20 protein-coding genes and 1 pseudogene are annotated in these 19,124 nt (G+C 63.2%); 8 read left to right on the forward strand and 13 right to left on the reverse strand.

Features of this window, described 5'->3' with window-relative positions; all coding sequences use genetic code 11:
* Window positions 1-18 precede the first annotated feature (18 nt).
* The 6 genes from NKH49_RS00885 to NKH49_RS00910 are packed head-to-tail and all read left to right on the forward strand — an operon-like array spanning window position 19 to window position 4,398.
* Window positions 19-756, forward strand: a complete 738-nt coding sequence (locus tag NKH49_RS00885; RefSeq protein ID WP_352612208.1) for a GntR family transcriptional regulator — start codon at window positions 19-21, stop codon at window positions 754-756.
* Window positions 753-1,241: a DUF3830 family protein gene (locus NKH49_RS00890; RefSeq protein ID WP_352452384.1), complete on the forward strand. Its 489-nt coding sequence runs from the start codon at window positions 753-755 to the stop codon at window positions 1,239-1,241. Before NKH49_RS00885 ends, NKH49_RS00890 begins: the two co-directional genes overlap by 4 nt.
* The gene (locus tag NKH49_RS00895; RefSeq protein WP_352612210.1) at window positions 1,242-1,601 is read left to right on the forward strand and encodes a TIGR04076 family protein; all 360 of its coding nucleotides are present in this window, start codon (window positions 1,242-1,244) and stop codon (window positions 1,599-1,601) included.
* Window positions 1,598-2,653: an aldo/keto reductase gene (locus NKH49_RS00900; protein ID WP_352612212.1), complete on the forward strand. Its 1,056-nt coding sequence runs from the start codon at window positions 1,598-1,600 to the stop codon at window positions 2,651-2,653. The genes NKH49_RS00895 and NKH49_RS00900 overlap by 4 nt, the downstream gene beginning before the upstream one ends.
* Before the next feature lie 8 nt (window positions 2,654-2,661).
* Complete coding sequence (locus NKH49_RS00905) at window positions 2,662-3,090, forward strand: DUF4440 domain-containing protein (protein ID WP_352542251.1); 429 nt, start codon at window positions 2,662-2,664, stop codon at window positions 3,088-3,090.
* Window positions 3,091-3,138: 48 nt separating this feature from the next.
* Window positions 3,139-4,398, forward strand: coding sequence for an ABC transporter substrate-binding protein (locus NKH49_RS00910; protein WP_352472226.1), 1,260 nt, complete (start codon window positions 3,139-3,141; stop codon window positions 4,396-4,398).
* A 75-nt stretch (window positions 4,399-4,473) separates the two neighbouring features.
* Here NKH49_RS00910 and NKH49_RS00915 read toward each other — a convergent pair whose 3' ends face one another.
* The 4 genes and pseudogenes from NKH49_RS00915 to NKH49_RS00930 form a co-directional block, all read right to left on the reverse strand.
* The gene (locus NKH49_RS00915) at window positions 4,474-5,115 is read right to left on the reverse strand and encodes a sigma factor-like helix-turn-helix DNA-binding protein (RefSeq protein ID WP_352925100.1); all 642 of its coding nucleotides are present in this window, start codon (window positions 5,113-5,115) and stop codon (window positions 4,474-4,476) included.
* Window positions 5,116-5,173: 58 nt separating this feature from the next.
* Window positions 5,174-5,416 (reverse strand): annotated as a pseudogene (locus tag NKH49_RS00920) (RNA polymerase sigma factor); the annotation flags it as partial.
* The gene (locus tag NKH49_RS00925) at window positions 5,403-5,942 is read right to left on the reverse strand and encodes a dihydrofolate reductase family protein (protein ID WP_352472229.1); all 540 of its coding nucleotides are present in this window, start codon (window positions 5,940-5,942) and stop codon (window positions 5,403-5,405) included. The gene NKH49_RS00925 and the pseudogene NKH49_RS00920, both read right to left, overlap by 14 nt.
* A 118-nt stretch (window positions 5,943-6,060) precedes the next feature.
* Window positions 6,061-6,600, reverse strand: coding sequence for an Lrp/AsnC family transcriptional regulator (locus tag NKH49_RS00930; RefSeq protein ID WP_352452390.1), 540 nt, complete (start codon window positions 6,598-6,600; stop codon window positions 6,061-6,063).
* 48 nt (window positions 6,601-6,648) lie between these two features.
* Between NKH49_RS00930 and NKH49_RS00935 the strand changes: the two genes are divergently transcribed.
* Window positions 6,649-7,830: an MFS transporter gene (locus NKH49_RS00935; protein WP_352612215.1), complete on the forward strand. Its 1,182-nt coding sequence runs from the start codon at window positions 6,649-6,651 to the stop codon at window positions 7,828-7,830.
* 49 nt (window positions 7,831-7,879) lie between these two features.
* Complete coding sequence (locus tag NKH49_RS00940; protein ID WP_352612217.1) at window positions 7,880-8,308, forward strand: GNAT family N-acetyltransferase; 429 nt, start codon at window positions 7,880-7,882, stop codon at window positions 8,306-8,308.
* On the opposite strand, the gene NKH49_RS00945 is transcribed toward NKH49_RS00940, so the two are convergent.
* From NKH49_RS00945 to murA, 9 genes are all read right to left on the reverse strand, one after another.
* On the reverse strand, window positions 8,309-9,439 hold the full coding sequence (locus NKH49_RS00945) for an anhydro-N-acetylmuramic acid kinase (protein ID WP_352612219.1): 1,131 nt from the start codon (window positions 9,437-9,439) through the stop codon (window positions 8,309-8,311).
* A 5-nt stretch (window positions 9,440-9,444) separates the two neighbouring features.
* Window positions 9,445-10,446: a serine hydrolase domain-containing protein gene (locus NKH49_RS00950; RefSeq protein ID WP_352612221.1), complete on the reverse strand. Its 1,002-nt coding sequence runs from the start codon at window positions 10,444-10,446 to the stop codon at window positions 9,445-9,447.
* Between the two features lie 69 nt (window positions 10,447-10,515).
* Window positions 10,516-12,264, reverse strand: a complete 1,749-nt coding sequence (locus NKH49_RS00955; RefSeq protein WP_352472237.1) for an ABC transporter ATP-binding protein — start codon at window positions 12,262-12,264, stop codon at window positions 10,516-10,518.
* Window positions 12,261-13,100, reverse strand: coding sequence for an ABC transporter permease (locus NKH49_RS00960; RefSeq protein WP_352472238.1), 840 nt, complete (start codon window positions 13,098-13,100; stop codon window positions 12,261-12,263). The genes NKH49_RS00955 and NKH49_RS00960 overlap by 4 nt, the downstream gene beginning before the upstream one ends.
* A complete protein-coding gene (locus NKH49_RS00965; RefSeq protein ID WP_352472240.1) occupies window positions 13,100-14,059 on the reverse strand; it encodes an ABC transporter permease in 960 nt (319 codons plus the stop codon). The genes NKH49_RS00960 and NKH49_RS00965 overlap by 1 nt, the downstream gene beginning before the upstream one ends.
* Before the next feature lie 32 nt (window positions 14,060-14,091).
* The gene (locus tag NKH49_RS00970; protein WP_352472241.1) at window positions 14,092-15,612 is read right to left on the reverse strand and encodes an ABC transporter substrate-binding protein; all 1,521 of its coding nucleotides are present in this window, start codon (window positions 15,610-15,612) and stop codon (window positions 14,092-14,094) included.
* Between the two features lie 99 nt (window positions 15,613-15,711).
* On the reverse strand, window positions 15,712-16,635 hold the full coding sequence (gene murQ, locus NKH49_RS00975; protein WP_352542256.1) for an N-acetylmuramic acid 6-phosphate etherase: 924 nt from the start codon (window positions 16,633-16,635) through the stop codon (window positions 15,712-15,714).
* A gap of 183 nt (window positions 16,636-16,818) precedes the next feature.
* Complete coding sequence (locus NKH49_RS00980; RefSeq protein ID WP_352472242.1) at window positions 16,819-17,709, reverse strand: glucosamine kinase nucleotide-binding domain-containing protein; 891 nt, start codon at window positions 17,707-17,709, stop codon at window positions 16,819-16,821.
* On the reverse strand, window positions 17,706-18,962 hold the full coding sequence (gene murA, locus NKH49_RS00985) for a UDP-N-acetylglucosamine 1-carboxyvinyltransferase (RefSeq protein ID WP_352612225.1): 1,257 nt from the start codon (window positions 18,960-18,962) through the stop codon (window positions 17,706-17,708). Before murA ends, NKH49_RS00980 begins: the two co-directional genes overlap by 4 nt.
* Window positions 18,963-19,124: the final 162 nt, after the last annotated feature.

Genomic DNA, 19,124 nt, shown 5'->3' on the forward strand with positions numbered 1-19,124 from the left:
CCAAGACCGGGATTGCCCATGCAGAAGGCCGCCATCGAAAAGAACAATGAGGTGATCGCAGCCCAGCTTACGCCGGTCGGCCGCGAGACCGTGCAGGATCGCGTCTATTCGGAGCTGCGCCGCGCCTTGATCGGCGGCCTTTTCGAGCCGAGCCAGGTGCTAACCATCCGCGGCCTCGCCGACGCGCTGGTCACAAGCACCATGCCGGTGCGCGAGGCGCTCGGACGGCTGATCACCGAGAAGGCGCTGGAGGCGCTTCCCAACCGTTCGGTGCGCGTGCCGCCGATCACGCTGGAGCGCATCGACGACCTCTTGCGCGCCCGCTCCCTGATCGAGGGCGAAGCGATCGCCCTGGCCGCCACGCGCATGAACGCGCGCCAGATCGCTTCGGTCGAAGCCATGCTGGGGCAATGGGACGAGATGCGCGCGCTCAAGCACAAGAAGGATATCGACCGCGAGGCCACGCTCAATCAGAGCTTCCATTTCGAGATCTACCGTTGCTGCGGTTCCGCCGTGCTGATCCCGATGATCGAGAGCCTGTGGTTGCAATCGGGGCCTTGCATCCGCGTTGCCATCTACGCCTTCTCCGACGCCGGCGAGGTCGATACGGCCCACTACCACCGCAGCATCGTCGCAGCGCTTGCGAGGCAGGATGCGCAAGCGGCGCGCGAGGCGCTGGTGGCCGATATCAGCCGGCCCTTCGCCTTTCTGCGCGACAAGCTCCAATCCACAAGCAAGGAAGGATTGAGGGCATGACGGCGCCTGGCATCAGCATCACCGAGCCACGCTCGAAGCTTTCCGTGACCGCGCTGCTGTTGCCTGAAAAGGCGCCCGACAACGCCGCCTTCCTGCTGGCGTATCTCGAGCAGCCGCGCGTCGTTTCCGGCATCCATGCTATGTGGACGGGGCCGGAAATCTCCTGCCCGGTTCCATCAGCCGAACTTGAGGGCCAAACCTATGCCAGGCCCTTGCCGGCGGAGAACGCAACGCTGACGCCGCAGCCGGGCGACATCGTGTTGTCCTACGTGCCGCCGCGCATGTGGGGCGGCAACCCGAATGCCATCTTTGACGTCGGCCTGTTCTACGGAGCGGGTGCACGCCTGCTGTTCCCGATCGGCTGGCTTGCCGGAAGCGTCGTCGCGCAGGTGGTACCTGAGGATCGCGATAAATTCGCAGCCGCTTGTGGCGTGATCCGCCGCAACGGTGCCTGCGACATCACCTTCACCCGGGTGGAGATCTGAATGGCTGAGACCGACGACAGTTTTGAGCTCTTCGACCTTCGCGTCGAGGCGGTTATCCCCGAGGGCAAGCCGATCTATTGCGGCGCCAAGCCCGGCGACTATTTCGAGTTGAAGGGCGAGATGCTGTCGATGCCAGCGGGGCAAGGTTTCTCGATCTATTCCATTGCGGCAGTGTTGCCGCTTCTGGCCGCAAAGCAGCGCCCGACCCACAGGAACGACTGGATGACGTCGGACGCCGAGATCGCTTGTCCGGATCCCAATTGTGGCAGCCGGCTGAGGATCGTCAGGACCGGCAAGCGGCGGTTCAGCCATGCCGAAACGACGGCGGTGCCGCTGCCGAAGGAGAATGACCGGAGATGACCGCCAAGGCTTTCGAGCTCAGCCCCGGCTATACGATCTCGCGCGTTATTCGCGGCGGCTGGCAGCTTGCCGGCGGGCACGGCGCGATCGACCGCCAACAGGCGGTAACCGACCTGATCGCCACCTTCGACGCCGGCATCAGGACCTATGATTGCGCCGATATCTATACCGGTGTCGAGGAGCTGATCGGCGCGGCACGCCTGCGCCTTGCCAATGAGCGTGGCCTTGATGCTGCCGCCAAGATGAAGGTGCACACCAAGCTAGTGCCTGACCTCGAACGGCTTTCCACGATCAGCTGCGACTACATCAGCAGCATCGTCGAGCAGTCGCTGCGGCGGCTGAAGACCGAGCGGCTCGATCTCGTGCAGTTCCACTGGTGGGACTATGCGCTGCCCGGCTATGTCGAAGCGATGGGCTGGCTCAACGAAATCCGCGGGGAAGGCAAGGTGCGCAACATCGGCACCACGAACTTCGACACGCCGCGGTTGGCCGAGATGCTGGCCGCCGGTGTGCCGCTGGTCAGCCAGCAATTGCAATACTCGGTGCTCGACCAGCGGCCAGCCAACAGCCTTGCAGCGCTCGCCAGCCGGCACGGCGTCAGTTTCCTCTGCTACGGTTCGGTGGCGGGCGGCTTCCTCAGCGAAAAATGGCTTGGCGCTGCCGAGCCGCAGACGCCGCTCGAAAACCGATCGCTGGTCAAATACAAGCTGATCATTGACGACTTTGGTGGCTGGGAGCTTTTCCAGGAGTTGCTTCGCACACTGAAGGCCGTCGCCGACCGCCACGGCGTCGATATCGCCACCATCGCCAGCGCCTGGGTGCTGGAGCAGCCGCAAGTGGCGGCCGTCATCGTCGGCGCCCGCAACCAGGCGCACGCCCTTGCCAATGCCAGAATCATGGACGTCGCGCTCGATGCCGACGACCGGGCGAGGATCGCTGCCGTGATCGCGCAAAGCCGTGGGCCGCTGGGCGACGTCTACACTTTGGAACGCGACCGTCACGGCCGCCACGGCTCGATCATGCATTACAATTTGAATGCAGGCAGGAAATGAACGCGGCCATGGACGAAAAGCCCTCCTTGCTCTCCCGCGCCAGCGCCGAGGTGGTCGATCTCCACCGCTTCTTCGTCGACTGGTTCAATGCGGCGAGTGCGGACAATTCAGATTTCAGGCGCTTCGAACGCGTCATGGGCGAAGGCTTCCGCATGGTTGTGCCGGACGGCCAGGTCCTCGATCGTGACGCGGTGCTCGACCATGTCAGGGCAAGCCGCGCCACTTGTGACGGCGATTTCACCATCTCGATCGAGGAAATCCGGGCCGGCTGGCAACAAGGCGACACGATCGTCGTCAGCTACATCGAAGCGCAGCAGCGCGCCGGCAAACATAGCCGCCGCCGCTCAAGTGCCGTTTTCACCACCAGTTCATCGGCGCCCAACGGCGTCGAATGGCGACATCTGCATGAAACCTGGCTGCAGATGCCGGAAGGCTGAACAGGCTCAAGACATCAATGAGAGTCGTGTAACGAAAGGGGAACAGCAATGAAAAAGACCATACTTCAGATCACCACCGCGCTCGCACTGCTGACAGCGGCCGGCGCAGCGCAAGCCGCCGATTGCAAGATCACCGTCGGCCTCGTCATGGAACTGACAGGCCCGGCCGGCGAGTACGGCCAGGCCGGCGCCAAATCGGTTGAGATGGCCTTCCGCGACATCAACGATGCGGGCGGCGTCCGCGGCTGCGATCTCGCAACCGACACGCGCGACAGCCAGAGCCAGGGCAACATTGCGGTCGACGCCGCGACGCAGCTCGTGCAGGTCAAGAAGGTGCCAGTGATCATCGGCGGCATCATCTCCTCGGTGTCGATCCCGATCCTGACCTCGGTCACCGCTCCGGCCAAGATAGTCCAGGTGTCGCCTGCTTCCTCGTCGCCGACGCTGACGGCGCTCGGGCGCGACGGCAAGACCAACGGCATCTTCTTCCGCACCATCACATCTGATGCGCTGCAGGGCGTCGCCGCCGCCAAATATGCCATCGACAAAGGCTTCAAGAAGCTGGCGGTCATCCACGTCAACAACGACTTCGGCGTCAACATGGTGGCGGAATTTTCGCGCGCCTATAAGGCACTCGGCGGCACCATCGTCTCCGACACGCCCTACAATGAAAAGCAGTCGAGCTATGCCTCGGAAGTGACGGCGGCGATGGCCGGCGAGCCCGACGGGCTTTATCTCGTCAGCACGCCTGTCGACGGCGCAACCATCGCCCGCACTTGGATTTCGCAGGGCGGTGTCCAGAAATTCCTGCTCAATGACGGCATGAACAGCCCGGACTTCATCGAATCCGTTGGCGCGGATTATCTGAAGGATGCGTACGGCACTTCCTCCGGCACCAGCCCGACCGCATCGACCGAGTATTTCACCAAGAACTACAAGGAATTTTCGGGCATCGAACCGTCGAACCCGGCGGCCGACCGGTCGTATGATGCCGGCGCCATCGTCGGCCTGGCCATCGCCATTGCGGGCTCCGAGGATCCAGCCAAGATCAAGGAGGCGATGTACAAGGCGGTCGACCCGGCCGGCACGCCGATCTATGCCGGCAAGGACGAGTTCGCTAAGGCGCTCGGCCTGATCAAGGATGGCAAGCCGATCCGCTACGAAGGCGTCATCGGCCCGGTCGCCTTCGACAAATACGGCGACATCACCGGCCCGTTCCGCCTCTGGAAGATCGTCGACGGCAAGGTGACGACCGACGGCGAAATGACGACGGATGACGTCAACGCCCTGCAGGCGAAGCTTCAGTAAGCCGCCCATGTCTTGTCCGGCATCGATCCCATTCCATTGAGGTTGATGCCGGACACTTGCATGTCCTGTTGCTGGTCAGGCCGGCCTGGAAAAGACCACCGCACCAGCCGCCGGCATGATCCAAGGGCAGGCATAGTAATCGGCGATGCGATTTATGATCCCGCCAACGGCTTCGATCCGAACCGGATGGGCCGGCTTCCAACTATCTTCGCCATGGTGGAGCACGGGCAGCACCGCCTCGCCATCGATCTCGCCAACCGCCATTTTCCATGTCGTCGAAGCTCTTTCGTATTCGACGAAGTAAGGTGATTCCGACAGCCTGCCCTTGAAGCAATCCGCGACCCGCAATTGTGCGTCGGCGCTGGTCAACGCTCGTACCCCATCCCAGTCGCGGCGGTTGAACAGTTCGACATAGCGGCTGAGCAATTCCAAGAGTTCCGGATCGCGTTGGGGCTCCGAACGGACGATCGACTCGCCCGACAAGGCAGCCAATTTAGAGCGGCCTCGGTTCAACGCAGCTTTGACGCCACCAACGGTCGAGCCGACGAGATCGGCAATCTCTTCCAGCGAATAGTCGAAGACGTCCTTGAGCAGGACGCAGGCGCGCTCCTTGGGCGGCAGGTAGATCACCAGCCGCTCGATGGCGCGATCCGCGCCCTGGCCCGCCGGCTCGACCGGCAGGACGATCTCGTCTTCGACGAAAATTGGCCTCCGCATGCCGACGCACCTGCCGGCTTCGCAGGAAATCGATGCAGCGATTATGCGCAATACGAAACAGCCAAGGGCGAAGAGCACTCGCATCGTCCAGCTTCTCGATCTTCCGATAGGCCTCGAACAGCGCCTCTTGCATCACGTCTTCGGCGTCGAGCGTTGAACCGGTCATGCGTGCACAGTAGCGGTGCAGCCGTCCACGCAAATGCGCGACTGTCTCCAGGAAGCCGGCGTAGCGGACGTCGAAAAGCCCGGTCGGGTCAAGTCCTGGCTGCATCTTCATGGCATACGGATCATAGCGGGACATAGGTCAGCGTAATGACCCCGTTCTTGAAACGGTGCGTATCTATAAGCTCCAGCTTGACCAGGGACGGGTCGACATCCTGGAAAGCGCGTTTGCCAAGGCCGACGCGGGTCGGCACGATCGAGAGTTGATACTCGTCGACAAGCCTGTTGGCGAGCAGCGTCTGGTCGAGATTGCTCACTCCATATTTCAATATGTTGCCGCCGGTTTGCTGCTTGATCCTGGCGATTTCGGCAGCGACGTCGCCTTCGATCAGCGATGCGTTCCAGCTCACTGCCTTGAGGCTGCGCGACGCGACGAGCTTCTTCAGCCCGTTCATGCGGTCCATGTACTTGCTGCCTTTGACCTGCGGCCAACGCGCCGAGAACATTTCATAGGTGACGCGGCCGAGCAGGAAAAAATCCGCGTCGCCGGCCTTTTCATATGAGTGCTCCTTCATCTCCTCGTCGAAGAACGGTGACGCCCATTCCATCGGTGCTTCGATGACGCCGTCCAGCGAAATGAAGCTGCCCACGATCAATTTTCTCATCGCGTGTCTCCGGCTGCGCAACAGGCATCCCGTCTGACCCAAGAACCGGCGGGACCACAGGATGCAGTGTCTGAGACGTTTCCGGTTCGACTTTGGATACGCGTGAGAATCGTTTGAGCTAATAAAGCGGCTTGGCCATATGCCGGGGGGTCGGCCATTCCGTCGTTATCCCCGGCTGCACCGGCCGCTCGAGATAGGTCGACAGGACCACATAGCTTCGGGTCGAGGTGACGCCGGGTGTTTCGTAGAGGCGCGACAGCAGGCCCTCGAGCGCCCGCGTGTCCTCGGTGCGGACCTTGATCAGCATGCATGTGTCGCCGGCCACCGAATGGATCTCCTCGACTTCGGGGTGTTCGGAGATTGCCATCAGCTCCGGCGTCTTTCCCCACCCCTTTGTGTCGATATGGACGAAGGCAAGCAGCGGCTTGTGCACCGCCTTGGGATCGATGATGACCGCGGTGTTGCGGATGGCGCCGCTGCGCCGGAGGCGCTTGACGCGTTCATGGGCTGCCGGCGGTGAAAGGCCGACGCGGTCGCCGAGCTCGGCATAGCTGATCGTGGCGTCGTCGACCAGAACGCCTAATATTTTTCGGTCGGTTGCATCGATATCGCGGGCGGCGGGCCTGTTCTGCGGAATGCCATCTGTTTCTTCATCCATATTAAAATTCCCGATTGATGCAGAATTTAATACGGCCATTATTGCCATATGTCGAACACTGATCAAGTCGCCACATTCGCAGCGGCGCCCAGGCCGCCAATCCCGGCACTCGCTTACCTGCTGACGGGGTGCATTGCCGTGATCGGCTCGAACTCGCTGGTGCTCGGTCCGATCGCGCCGGCGGTGGCCGCGTCCTTCGGCACAAGCGTGCCGGCGGTTATGATCGCGTCGGCCGCGTTCGGGCTCGGGACGTCGGCAAGCGCCTTGTTCCTGGCGCGCTATATCGATCGGCTTGGCGCCCGCCGCATGCTGCAAGGGGCGTTGCTGCTGCTGGCGATAGCGCTCGTCGCCAGCGCCGCTGCGCCGACCGTGACGGCGCTGGTCGCGGCCCAGCTTCTCGCCGGCATCGCTGCAGGTGTCGCCATGCCGGCAATCTATGCCAGCTCCGCCGCGATTGCGCCGCCCGGCCGCGAAAGCGGCACCATAGGCGTCGTGCTGACCGGCTGGACGCTGAGCATGGTCGCCGGGGTTTCGCTGTCGGCCGTGCTTGCCGATCTGGTGCATTGGCGCGCCGTATTCGCTGCGGTCGCGGTGCTCTCAGCACTCGCCTTGGCCAGCCTGTCGCTGACCTCGCTCAGCGATGTCAGGAAGAGCGGTCCGGCACCGACGCCGCTGGGTGCGTTGGCCGTTCCGGGCATAGTGCCGCTGCTGGTCGCCTGCGCGGCCTTCATGACCGCGTTCTACGGCATCTACGGCTATCTGGGCGATCACCTTCACAACGGCTTGGGACGGCCGGTCAGTGCCAACGGGCTGGCCGCGCTCGCCTATGGTGTCGGCTTTGGCGCGGCGGCACTTCTTGACGGCGTTATCGACCGCTTAGGCGCGCGGCGTGTCATGCCATTTGCCTATCTGCTTGTCGCGGTCGTCTATGTAGTGATTGCCGCGGCAAGCAGTAGTTTTCATCTGACCATAGTGGTGATAGCCGTCTGGGGCCTTGCCAATCATTTCGGGCTGAACGTCCTGGTGATGCGCCTGTCGGCGCTCGACCCTGCGCGTCGCGGCACGATCATGGGTTTGAACAGCGCGGTGACCTATCTTGCGGTGTTCGTCGGCACCACGGCGTTCGGACCGCTCTATTCCACGTTCGGTTTTGCAGCATCGGCGGTGATTGCAGCTTTGCTCATGCTGATCGCTGCTGCGGCAGCGGCGTGGCGTTCGCCGAAGCTATAGCGCAGCAAGGCTTGCTTCTCGGGCCCGTCCTTCGATAGATGCTTGGCGGATGAACAATACAACGCTTGAGACAACCGCCGACCCCTTGCCGCACGAGCTGGCTTTTCTCGGAGAGCGGCTTGCGGCGTTCAACGACAGTGATGTCGGCGCCTCCTGCAGGAAGGCATTGGCCGTGTTCGTGCGCGATGAGCACGGCGCTATTGTCGCCGGCATCTCGGGATATACAGCCTGGGGCTGGCTCTATGTGCAATGGCTCTGGGTCGATGAAAAACTGCGCGGTCACCGCATGGCCGGCAGGATGCTCCAGGCGGCCGAGAGGGAGGCGATCGCCCGCGACTGTCACGGCGCCTGGATCGACACGTTCAATCCCAAGGCCGCCAAGGCCTATGAGCGCCAGGGCTATTTGCCCTTCGGCGTGCTTGCCGATTTCCCCATTGGCCGCAGCCGTATCTTCCTGCAGAAGAAATTGTTGGCTTAGTTAGCCGGCAAGGCGTCCGCCGCGCATCGGCTGGGGCACGCCGGTCGTACTGGGAAAGCTGATCGGCAAGCCCCTGAGCACGCGCACTGCCAGGAACGCAAAACACTCCGCCTCCACCGCATCGCCCTTCCAGCCAAGCGCCTCGGCCGGAACCGCTTCCACGCCAGCGCGGCTGGCAAGCATGGCCATGATCGTTGGGTTGTGTCGACCGCCACCGCTGACCACCAGCCGCTTCGGCCGGCGCGGCAGAAGATCGAGCGCCTTGCCGACGGCGGCCGCGGTGAAGGCCGTCAGCAGGGCTGCGCCATCCTCGGTGTTCATTCCGTCCGCCATCGAGGCGCCGAAATCGAAACGGTCCAGCGATTTCGGATAGGGTTTGGTCAAATACGGATGCTGCAGGAGCTTGGCCAGCCGTGCCTCGTCGACCGTGCCGGCGCGGGCAAGGGCGCCGTCGCGGTCCATTTCGCCGAGCCCCTTCGATTTGATGAAATCGTTCAGCGGTGCGTTGGCGGGCCCGGTGTCGAAGGCAACAACATTGCCCGTGCCGTCCCACCAGGTGATGTTGGCGACGCCGCCGAGATTGAGCACCGCCGTGTCGCCGGTGGCGTCGGCTTCGCGCAGCAGCGCGGCGTGATAGGCGGCCGACAGCGGCGCGCCCTGGCCGCCGGCGCGCATGTCGGCCGAGCGGAAGTCATAGGCGACCCTGGTGCCAAGGATGGCATGCATCAGCTCGCCGTCGCCAAGCTGGCGGGTCTGGCCCAGTCGGCCCACTTGCGGGGCACGGTGCAGCACGGTCTGGCCGTGGAAGCCGACGACCCCTATATCGGCCATCGTCAGCCCGTGGCTTTCGACCAGATCCTTGACTGCCGCGGACTGGGCGCGCGTCAGCGCTTCCTCTGCCTCGTGGAAGATTGCCGGTTCCGGTCCGGTGAAATTCCAGCTCCTTGCCTGCCGCAGCGTCTCTTCCAGCAAGGTCCGGATCGACTGCGGGTAGGGGGCCAGCGTGTAGATGCCGAAGTCGTCAATCCGTTCGCCGTCGGTCTTGATCAGCGCGACATCGATATTGCCGTCCAGCACGGTGCCGGTCATCAGGCCGACGGCCCACATGGGTTCGCCATTTTTCGGATTCATGGTTGTCAGGCTCCGTTGACGAGATCGCCGACCGCTTGGCGAAGCGCTGCGATCCCGCTGTTGAAATGACGTGTCGGATGGATCCGGTTGGTGAGCAAGGTCCAGGCTCTGCCTTTGTCGAAGTCGACCCACAGCCCGACACCGGTAAAGCCGGTATGCCCGATGGTTTCGGGGCTGCATAACCGGCCGCCGGACCAGCCTTCGTAGGGTCGCTCCCAGCCATGGGTGCGGGTCGCCGACAAGGGGGTGCGCATTAGCGCGATCGAACGCTGCGACGCGCCGGTCCCGTCCAGCAGCCCTTGCGCAAAGTCGAGGACCGAAGCCGCCGTTCCGAACAGGCCGGCGTGACCGGCACCTTGCAAGGCCGAGCAATTGTCGTCGTGGACTTCGCCGCAGAGCACGCGATGGCGCCATGTGCAGTCTTCGGTCGCCGCCGCTTGATCCGGTTCGGCGGAGAACGCGAAGCCCGGACCGGGATCTATGTCGCGAATGGTCTTGCCAGACAGGCGCTCCAGGACGAAGCCGAGCAGGATGAAGTTGATATCGGAATAGACCGGCTCGCCAGCCTGCCATTCGCGCTGCAGGATGAAGGCGCGCAGCAGGTCCGGATCATGGCCATAGGTGTAGATCGGTGCGACGGCGGGAAACGGTGTCTGATGGCCGAGACACTGGCGAAACGTTACGTTCCGTTCCCAGGCTTTTTCGTCATATTGGCGAAGGTCGGGCAGGACGGAAATCAGCGGCGCGTCGAGGTCGATGAAGCCTTCTTCCGCCAGTGCCAGGATACGCGACGTGGTGAAGATGACTTTGGTCAAGGATGCGAGGTCGAACCATGTCCCGACATGCATCGGCCGTACCTTGGGCACGACTTGGGCTGAGCCGATTGCCCGGACGATGCGTTCGCCGTCCCCGTCAACTATGCCGAGCACGCCGCCCGGAATGCGCGATGCGGCCACGGCCGCTTCGAGCGGGGCGAATGCGCGGGAGAAGAAATCATGGCCGATCAACTACGCCTCCGTTTGGAAGGCAGCGAGGGGGCTGTCCCTCCGGCCTTTCGTATCCTTGGGCGACAATCATCACACTTCCACCCGTGCTCTATGATCCGGCCCGAATTGCTGCCAATTAGCCGGCCCCGGCTCAAACCCCAGCGGACGCACGAGCGAGGGGACCTGGCGCGTGTCCAGCTCGAAACGTTCATGCCGCCGGTCTATAGTAGGAACGGCGGCGATAAGCTGTTTGGTATAGGAGTGCTTCGGCTCCGAGAGCACCGATCTGGCATCGCCGATCTCGACGATCTGGCCGGCATAGATGACCGCGATGCGATGGGCGATCCGCTCGACGACAGCCATGTCATGCGAGATGAACAGATAGGCCAGCCCGAATTCACGCTGCAGCTCGATCAAAAGCTCCAACACCCTGGCCTGCACCGACACATCGAGCGCCGAAACCGCTTCGTCGAGGACGACAACCGAAGGATTGAGCATCAGCGCGCGAGCGATGCACAGGCGTTGCCGCTGGCCGCCGGAGAATTCGTGCGGATAGCGCCGCAGGCTGTTTTCCGGAAGGCCGACGCGTCTCAGCAGCGCGGCCATTTTCGCCCGCGTTTCAGCAGTTATCCGTCCGCCGGTAGCGATCACCGGCTCCGCGAGGAGGTTTTCGACGGTGAGTCTGGGATTAAGCGAGCCATAGGGATTCTGGAACACCATCTGCACGGGAAGGGCGCTCTGCCCGGCGGCGGCCTTGCGCGCGCTGGCCGAGATCGTGCCGCGCGTCGAGCGCACCAGCCCCAGAATCGCGCGGGCGGTGGTGGACTTTCCGGAACCGCTCTCGCCGACGACCGCCAATGTCTCGCCCGGCATTAGCTCGAAATCCACACCGTCCACGGCATGGACGGCACCGCTGGTACGGCTGAAAAACCCAGCCTTGACCGGAAACCGCACTACGAGGCCATCGACCTTCAGCGCCGGCTCGGCAGCTTTTTGCGTTTCGCGTTGCACGTCCTTGCGTGCGGCACTGCCGCCGGCGAAATGCGGCACCGCATGAAGCAGATGCCGCGTATAGGGATGCCGCGGATCGTCCAATATCTGGTTCAATGCGCCCTGCTCGACAGCTTCTCCGCCTTGCATCACCATCACCTTGTCGGCGATGCCTGCAACCAGACCGATGTCGTGGGTGATGAAGATCATCGACATCCCGGTTTCCTGCTTTAATTCGGCGAGCAGCGCCATGATCTGCGCCTGCACCGTAACATCCAGCGCCGTCGTTGGCTCGTCGGCAATGAGCAGGCGCGGGTTGCACGCAATCGCCATGGCGATCATCACCCGCTGCAGCATGCCGCCCGAAAGCTGGTTGGGCGTGTATTTCAGCCGCCGTGCAGCGTCGGGAATACGCACGCGGTCGAGCGCGTCCTTGGCCGCCGCCGTCGCTCGCCGGCCGGTCAGGCCGCGATGCAGGCGAAACGATTCCTCGATCTGCCTGCCGATGGTCAGCACCGGATTGAGCGAGGTCATCGGCTCCTGGAAGATCATGCCGATTTCGCCGCCGCGGATCTTCGTCAATTGCGGCTCGGCTGCGGCTGTCAGGTCGAAGGTGCTGCCGTCGGCCCGCCTCAGCTTGATCGACCCGCCGGTGATGCGGCCGCCGCCATAATCGACGAGGCGATTGATCGACAGCGCCGTGACCGACTTGCCCGAGCCGCTTTCGCCGACGATTGCGAGCGTCTCGCCGTCGGCGAGATCGAAACTGACGCCGCGCACGACCTCATTGGCTTGCGGGTTGCGGCCGAAGCCGACGCGCAATCCGCTGACGGACAGCAGCGGGATCATGCGATCGATCTCCGCATCTTCGGGTCGAGGACATCACGCAACGCATCGCCGAGCAGGTTGAAACCGAGGATGCCGATCATGATCGCCACGCCCGGGAAGATCATCAGCCAGGGAGCTGTCTCCATCAGATTGCGGCTGTCGCTCAGCATCAGGCCGAGCGACGCGGCGGGCGGCTGCGTGCCGAGCCCGAGGAAGCTTAAGCCGGCTTCGGTCAGCAGTGCCCAGGCCAGCGCCAGCGTCACCTGAACCGTCAGTGGCGCCACCAGATTGAGCAGCAGATGCCGTGTTACGATATAGCCCGCACTGCTGCCGAACGTGCGGGCCGCGTCGACGAACTCGCGCGCCTTGAGCGACAGAGCCGGACCTCGCACGACGCGCGTGAAGATCGGTGTGTAGACGACGGCGATGGCAATGACGCTGGTCGAGGTTCCCGGTCCCGCAACCGCGACGATCAGCAGCGCCAGCAGGATCGCCGGGAACGCCAGCACAACGTCCATGATGCGCATCACCATGCCGTCCCAGCGGCGCCCGAACCAGGCTGCCGCCAGCCCGAGCACGGTGCCGGCCAGTGTCGCAAAGGCGACCGAAAAGAAGGCCACGATGAAGGACTGGCCGATCCCGGTCATCAGCCGACTTGCGACATCGCGGCCGAACAGGTCCGTGCCCATCCAGTAGATGCCGTCAGGCGCATGCAGTCGCTCGACCCGGTGCTGCGTCAGCGGATTGTGCGGCGTCAGCCCCAGCATGCCAAGCACGGCAAGCAGCAGATAAAGCGCAACGATGGCACCGCCGATCCGGCCGCTGGGATGCGCAAATATAGCCCGCAATGTCGCCATCAGTGCTCGCTTAACCGGATACGCGGGTCGAGCGCGACATAGGCGAGGTCGACGAGGAGATTGACGATCATGAAGTTGAAGGCGATGAATAGCACGCTTCCCTGCACCAGCGCGTAGTCGCGCTGCAGGATGGCATCCAGCACCATGCGGCCGAGACCGGGCAGCGCATAGATCTGCTCGACGATGACAGCTCCGCCCAGGAGGTAGCCGAACTCTATGCCGCTCAGCGTCACGACCGGGATGAGCGCGTTGGGCAAAGCATGCCGCCAGATGACGCCGCGCGCCGAAACGCCCTTGCTACGCGCCGTCCTGACATAGTCGTCGCTGAGCACATCGAGCATCGCCGAACGCGATATGCGGGTCACCGAAGCCGCGAAGGCAAATCCAAGCGTGACCGCAGGCAGCAACAGCTGGCCGAGATTGCGCAGCGGATCCTGCCACAGCGGCGAAAACTCGCCCATCGCCGGCAAAACGCCAAACCCCGCCGACAGCGTGTAGATGATCAGCAGGGCAAGGACGAAGTTCGGCGTCGACTGCCCGATCATTGCGACAACGCGCACGCCGAGGTCGGACAGCCTTTCGTTATGGGTGGCGGCAAAGATCCCCGCCGGCATGCCGACAAGCAGGGCGATGACCATCGACAGCAAGGCGAGTTCCAACGTTAGCGGGAAACGCTCGAGGATGACGTCGAGCACCGGCCTGCCATAGGTGGACGAAATGCCGAGATTACCTTGGAAAAGACCAAGCAGCCAGCGCCAGTACTGGATGAACCAGGGCTGGTCGATGCCGAAATAAGCTGCAAGCGCATCGCGCTGCTGCGGCGTCAGCAGGCCGGCTTCGGTCCCCAGCATTGCCGTGATCGAATCGCCCGGAACCATCCGGATCGCCAGGAACACCACGATGGATACGCCAAGCAGGACGAGAGGGAAGGTCGCCAGTCGCCGCATCAGATAGTTCACGCGAAGAATTCCTCTCGTCCGGCACAAAGCAGCTACTGGATCGTCACCTTGGCGAGGCTGAACAGCGAACCTGTCGGCACCGGTTCGAATCCTGCGATATTCTTCTGCTGTGCCGTGTAGCTGTAGGACGTGTAGAGCCAGATCCAGGGCGACATCTCAGTGATGTGCTTCTCGAAGTCGGCGAAGATCGCTTTGCGCGCTGCCGGGTCGGTCTCGGTGCGGCCCTTCTGCATAAGACTGTCCAGCGTGTCGTCGATATAGTTCGCCACCTTCTGCAGATTGCCCGTCTTGGTCCAGTAGCGGTTGTACATAGTGTAGGGATCGGCCCTGCCGCCGTTCAGCGCGACGGCCATGTCGAAATCGCCCTTCAGCCAGGCGTCGACATAGACGTTGAGCTCCATCATCTTGATGTCGAGCTTGACGCCGATTTCTGCGAGTTGCGACTGGATGACCTGGGCTTCCGCCGCTGCCGTCGGCGGCTCGCCGGTGGCGCCGATCACTGTCGCCGAAAAGCCGTCGGCATAGCCGGCTTCGGCCATCAACTGCTTGGCCTTCTCAATGTCGCGCTTATAGCAGAACAACTGCTTCGGATCGGTCGCCAGTGCCGGGATGGTCAGCGGGCCGGTGACCTTGCCTTCGCCGAGCGAGGCGGTGTCCAGCACTTCCTGCCGGTCGATGGCGCAGGAAATCGCCTGACGCACCTTGAGTTCGGTCATCGGCTTGCGGGAGGGATTGAGCTGCAGCACGTGATAGGCAAGCACCGGCACGCGGTTCAACTGCAGGCTGGCTTCCTTGGGCACCAGCGTGGCGACAAGCGGATCGTTGAGCAGGGCAAAATCGATCTGCTTGGTGCGCATCGCCGCCAGGATCGCCGTCTCGTCCGGCAGCACGCTGATTTCGATGCCGTCGACGCCGGTCGCGCCGCCTGCCCAGTCCTTGTTGGCGACAAGCACTTCCTTGGAATTCGGATCCCATTTTTCGAGCTTGAACGGACCCGAGCCGATCGTTGTCGTGCCGATCGAGCCGGCCGCGATTTCGCTTGCCGGGACGATCGCCGCATTGACGTCGCTCATCGCCGTCAGGATCGGCACGTCCGGCTGCGAGAGGTGGAACACGACGGTGGCGGGATCGGGCGTGTCGATGCTGGCGATCGAGAGAAAGTTGGCGCGCGCCGCAGCACCCGTCTTCTCGTCGAGTATGCGCTCGAACGATGCCTTGACGTCGGCCGAGGTCACGGCGGCGCCGTTCTGGAATTTTGCTTTCGGATTGAGCTTGAAGCTCAGCTCCTTGCCGTCCGGCGAGAACTGCCATGAATCGGCAATCGCGGGCGTGATTTGCAGGTTTGCGTCGAGCCGCACCAGCGGTTCGTAGATCAGCTCCAGCAGCCGCAGTGAGGAGAATGCCGTCTGCTTGTGCGGATCAAGACCGGTGGCGTCCTGCGACCACGCCATATGCAGCGTCGCCGCACTCGCCTGCACCGGTAGCGCGGCGATGCCAACCATTGCCGCGAGCGTCATGCCGGAAAGCAGTTTCTTGCCAATGTGCCGTACCATTGTCGTCTCCCATTATTGTTAAACCAGATGCCTTGCAGTTCCCCGGACCGCTTCAAAGGGACACACGCCCCGGAACATCGGCCCAGTATCCATGCGGTTTTACACCGTCTTTTCGCCTATCGCTTTGCGCAGGAAACCTCCCGCGTTGGCAAGCGCCTTACGTGCTTCTTCGACACCCATGCCGGTGATCGTCACCAGGATTGCCAGTTTTACATCATTGCCGGTCTGGTCGAGTGCCTGTCGTGCCTGCTGTGCCGCGCAGCCGGTCGTCTGCATCACGATCCTGACCGCCCTTGCGACAAGCTTCTTGTTGCTTGGATTGAGGTCAACCATCAGGTTCTGATAGCTCTTGCCGATGCGGATCATGCTGGCGGTAGACAGCATATTGAGCACCAGCTTTTGCGCGGTTCCCGATTTCAGCCGGGTCGAGCCGGTGAGGACCTCCGGGCCAACCACCGGAGAGATGGCAATATCGGCAATGCCGGCAATGGTCGATCGAGGATTGCAGGACAACGCCACGGTGGTGGCTCCCACCTCCTTGGCATAGGTCAGGCCGCCGATGACATAAGGTGTGCGTCCGCTGACAGCGATGCCGACCACCACGTCGTCGGCGGTCAGCTTGATGTCCTGCAGCGCCTTTATTCCCTGTTTCGGATCGTCCTCGGCGCCTTCCGCAGAGTGCACCAGCGCGTCGACGCCGCCGGCGATCAGGCCCACCACCATGTCCTCGGGTACGCCGAAGGTCGGCGGGCATTCCGAGGCGTCAAGGACGCCGAGCCGGCCGCTGGTGCCAGCCCCCATATAGACAAGGCGTGCACCGTCCTGGAACGCGCTCACGATCCGGTCCACGGCCGCAGCAATATCGGGGATGACCTTCTCGACGGCTGCCGCAACGCCTTTGTCCTCGTCATTGATCTTGCGCAGCACCTCGAGGGTCGGCAACAGATCGATGTCCATGGTTTTCGGGTTCCGGTCCTCGGAAACCAGCCGCTCCAGCTCCGACATCAACCCTTGTTCGACCACTTCGCTTACTTTCAAGTGCGACTGCGAGCAGGACTGTGATGCCCACAGCAAGCGGCGTCCAGTGCCTGCACCTGGCCGTCGGCTCCGTACCGGCTGCGCCGGTTCTGTTTCGTTAACTTTTTAGAATTCGATATTCCCTGTGTCAACGGAAAGTAGGAATATTATATTCCTGCGAGCAAGGCATCACTGGCGGCAGAGGGATTTTCTGGCCAGGATTATGGCCCCCGAAACCGCGTCGCCGTCGGCCGGCTTCAGCCGTCGGCGGACGTCGGGAGCGAGCCATGGCTCAAGCGGGCTGGACAACCCTCCGAGCAGCGTAACCCGCGGCGCGCCTTTTTCGAACAGCACCCGCACGAAGGTGTCGATCTGCTCGGCAGCGCCTTGCACGATCCGCCGACCGGCCGGATCGCCCTGATCGGCATGGCGGATCACCATCGGCGCCAGGGCGGCATAGTCCGTCGCACTGGCGCGGTCCATCCAGGCCACCGCCTCGAACGGATCGTCCTTGAAGCGCTGCATCACCTCGGCCAGCAGCGCCGTCCGCTCATGCCGACCGTCATGGGCTCGCAAGGCAAGCTGCACTGCCTTCAGTCCGAGATCGGCGCCGCTGCCCTCATCGGAAATCGGAAAACCGTAGCCGCCGACGCGCAGGTCGCGCCCTTCGACAAAGCCGAGCCCGATCGAACCGGTCCCGGCTATGACGATGGCGCCGTCTTGACCCGAATGCGCGCCAAGGCAAGCCGCGACGCCGTCGCTGACGAAGTCGATGCTCGCAAAGGGTTGTTCGATGCCATGAAACGCCTCGAGCGCACCCTTACGGCCGATGCCGGCAACACCGATACCCGCGCGGATCCTGGCGATTTCCGCCGCCGTGAACCCTCCCTCTTCGATCGCCGCGCCAAAGGCTTTGGCAATCGAGGCCCAGGCCACCTCTATACCGAGTCGCGTTGTCGCCGGGCCCGACAGGCCTTGCCCGAGCACGGTTCCTGCCTCGTCTTCGATACGCGCCCGGCAGCCGGTTCCGCCGCCATCGACGCCCAGGAAATAATGCGGAGACGCCCGACCGGCACTCATTGCCTTATTCGTTCGATCTGGGCGCCGCACAGCCGGAGCTTGCGGTCCAACTGCTCGTACCCGCGGTCGAGATGATAGACGCGATTGATCGTCGTCTCGCCCTCCGACACCAGCGCTGCTAGCACCAGCGAGACGGAGGCGCGCAGGTCGGTCGCCATCACTTGCGCGCCCTTCAGCTTCTCGCCTCCGCGCACCAGCGCCATGGTGCCTTGCAGCTTGATATTGGCGCCGAGCCGCATTAGTTCAGGCACATGCATGAAGCGGTTCTCGAAGATCGTCTCGCGCAACAGCGAAGCGCCCTCGGCACAGCACATCAACGCCATGAACTGCGCCTGGAGATCGGTCGGAAAGCCCGGATAGGGCTCCGTCGTCACGTCGACCGCCTTGAGCGGCCCGTCTCTCGATACGATCAGCCCGCGGTCGCCCGGCCATATTTTCACACCGGCTGCTTCGAGCAGCTGGACGACGGATGCCATGTGCTCGAGCCGCGCGTGGGTCAGCTCGAGCTGACCGCCGGTGACGGCCGCTGCGACGGCATAGGTGCCGGCCTCTATCCGGTCCGGGATGATGTCGTGCGTGGCGGCGCGCCAGTCTGTGCTGCCCCCGATCAGGATGCGGTGCGTGCCGGCGCCCTCGATCCGCGCGCCCATGTCGTTCAGGCAGGCGGCAAGATCGGCCACCTCCGGCTCGCGGGCCGCGTTGAGGATCTCGGTCTCGCCGTTTGCCGTCGTCGCCGCCATCATCGCCGTTTCGGTCGCGCCGACCGACGGCGAGCTCAAAACGATGCGCGCGCCTTTCAGTCCGCCCGGCGCAGACGCGACGATCAGTCCGTTTTCGATCGCGGTATCGGCGCCAAGTGCGGCAAGTGCGGCGACATGCATGTCGACCGGCCGTGCGCCGATCGCGCAGCCGCCAGGCAGCGAGACCCGGGCATGGCCGAAGCGGGCAAGCAGTGGACCGAGAACCAGCACCGTCGCGCGCATGCGCCTGACGGTATCGTAGCTTGTCTCCCTGGAAGCGGCAGCACTGGTATCGATTGTGGCGGCATGCGCCGATCTGGTGACTACGGCCCCATGAAGGCCGACGACGCCAAGCATGTTGTCGATATCCGTCACCTCAGGCAGGTTGGTCAGCTGCAGCGGATAGGGGCTGAGCAACGCCGCCGCTATTTGCGGCAAGGCCGCGTTCTTGGCGCCGGAGATCGTCACCGCGCCCTCAAGCCTGTGCCCGCCGACGATCCGCAATTTGTCCATGGCTCTGACCTAATCCCGAGCTGTCGGCGAGTCTACGATCTTTTCATGTCCGAATCGTCGACATGCCCGAAGGCTGGGCCGCAACCGCACCAGTCGAGATTTGATGGTTCATTCTTGGCTGTCAATCAGAGGCGGAATAATTTATTCCTTGGCTTGGCGTTG

The sequence above is a fragment of the Mesorhizobium sp. M1088 genome, from assembly GCF_040318575.1.
GTDB lineage: Bacteria > Pseudomonadota > Alphaproteobacteria > Rhizobiales > Rhizobiaceae > Mesorhizobium.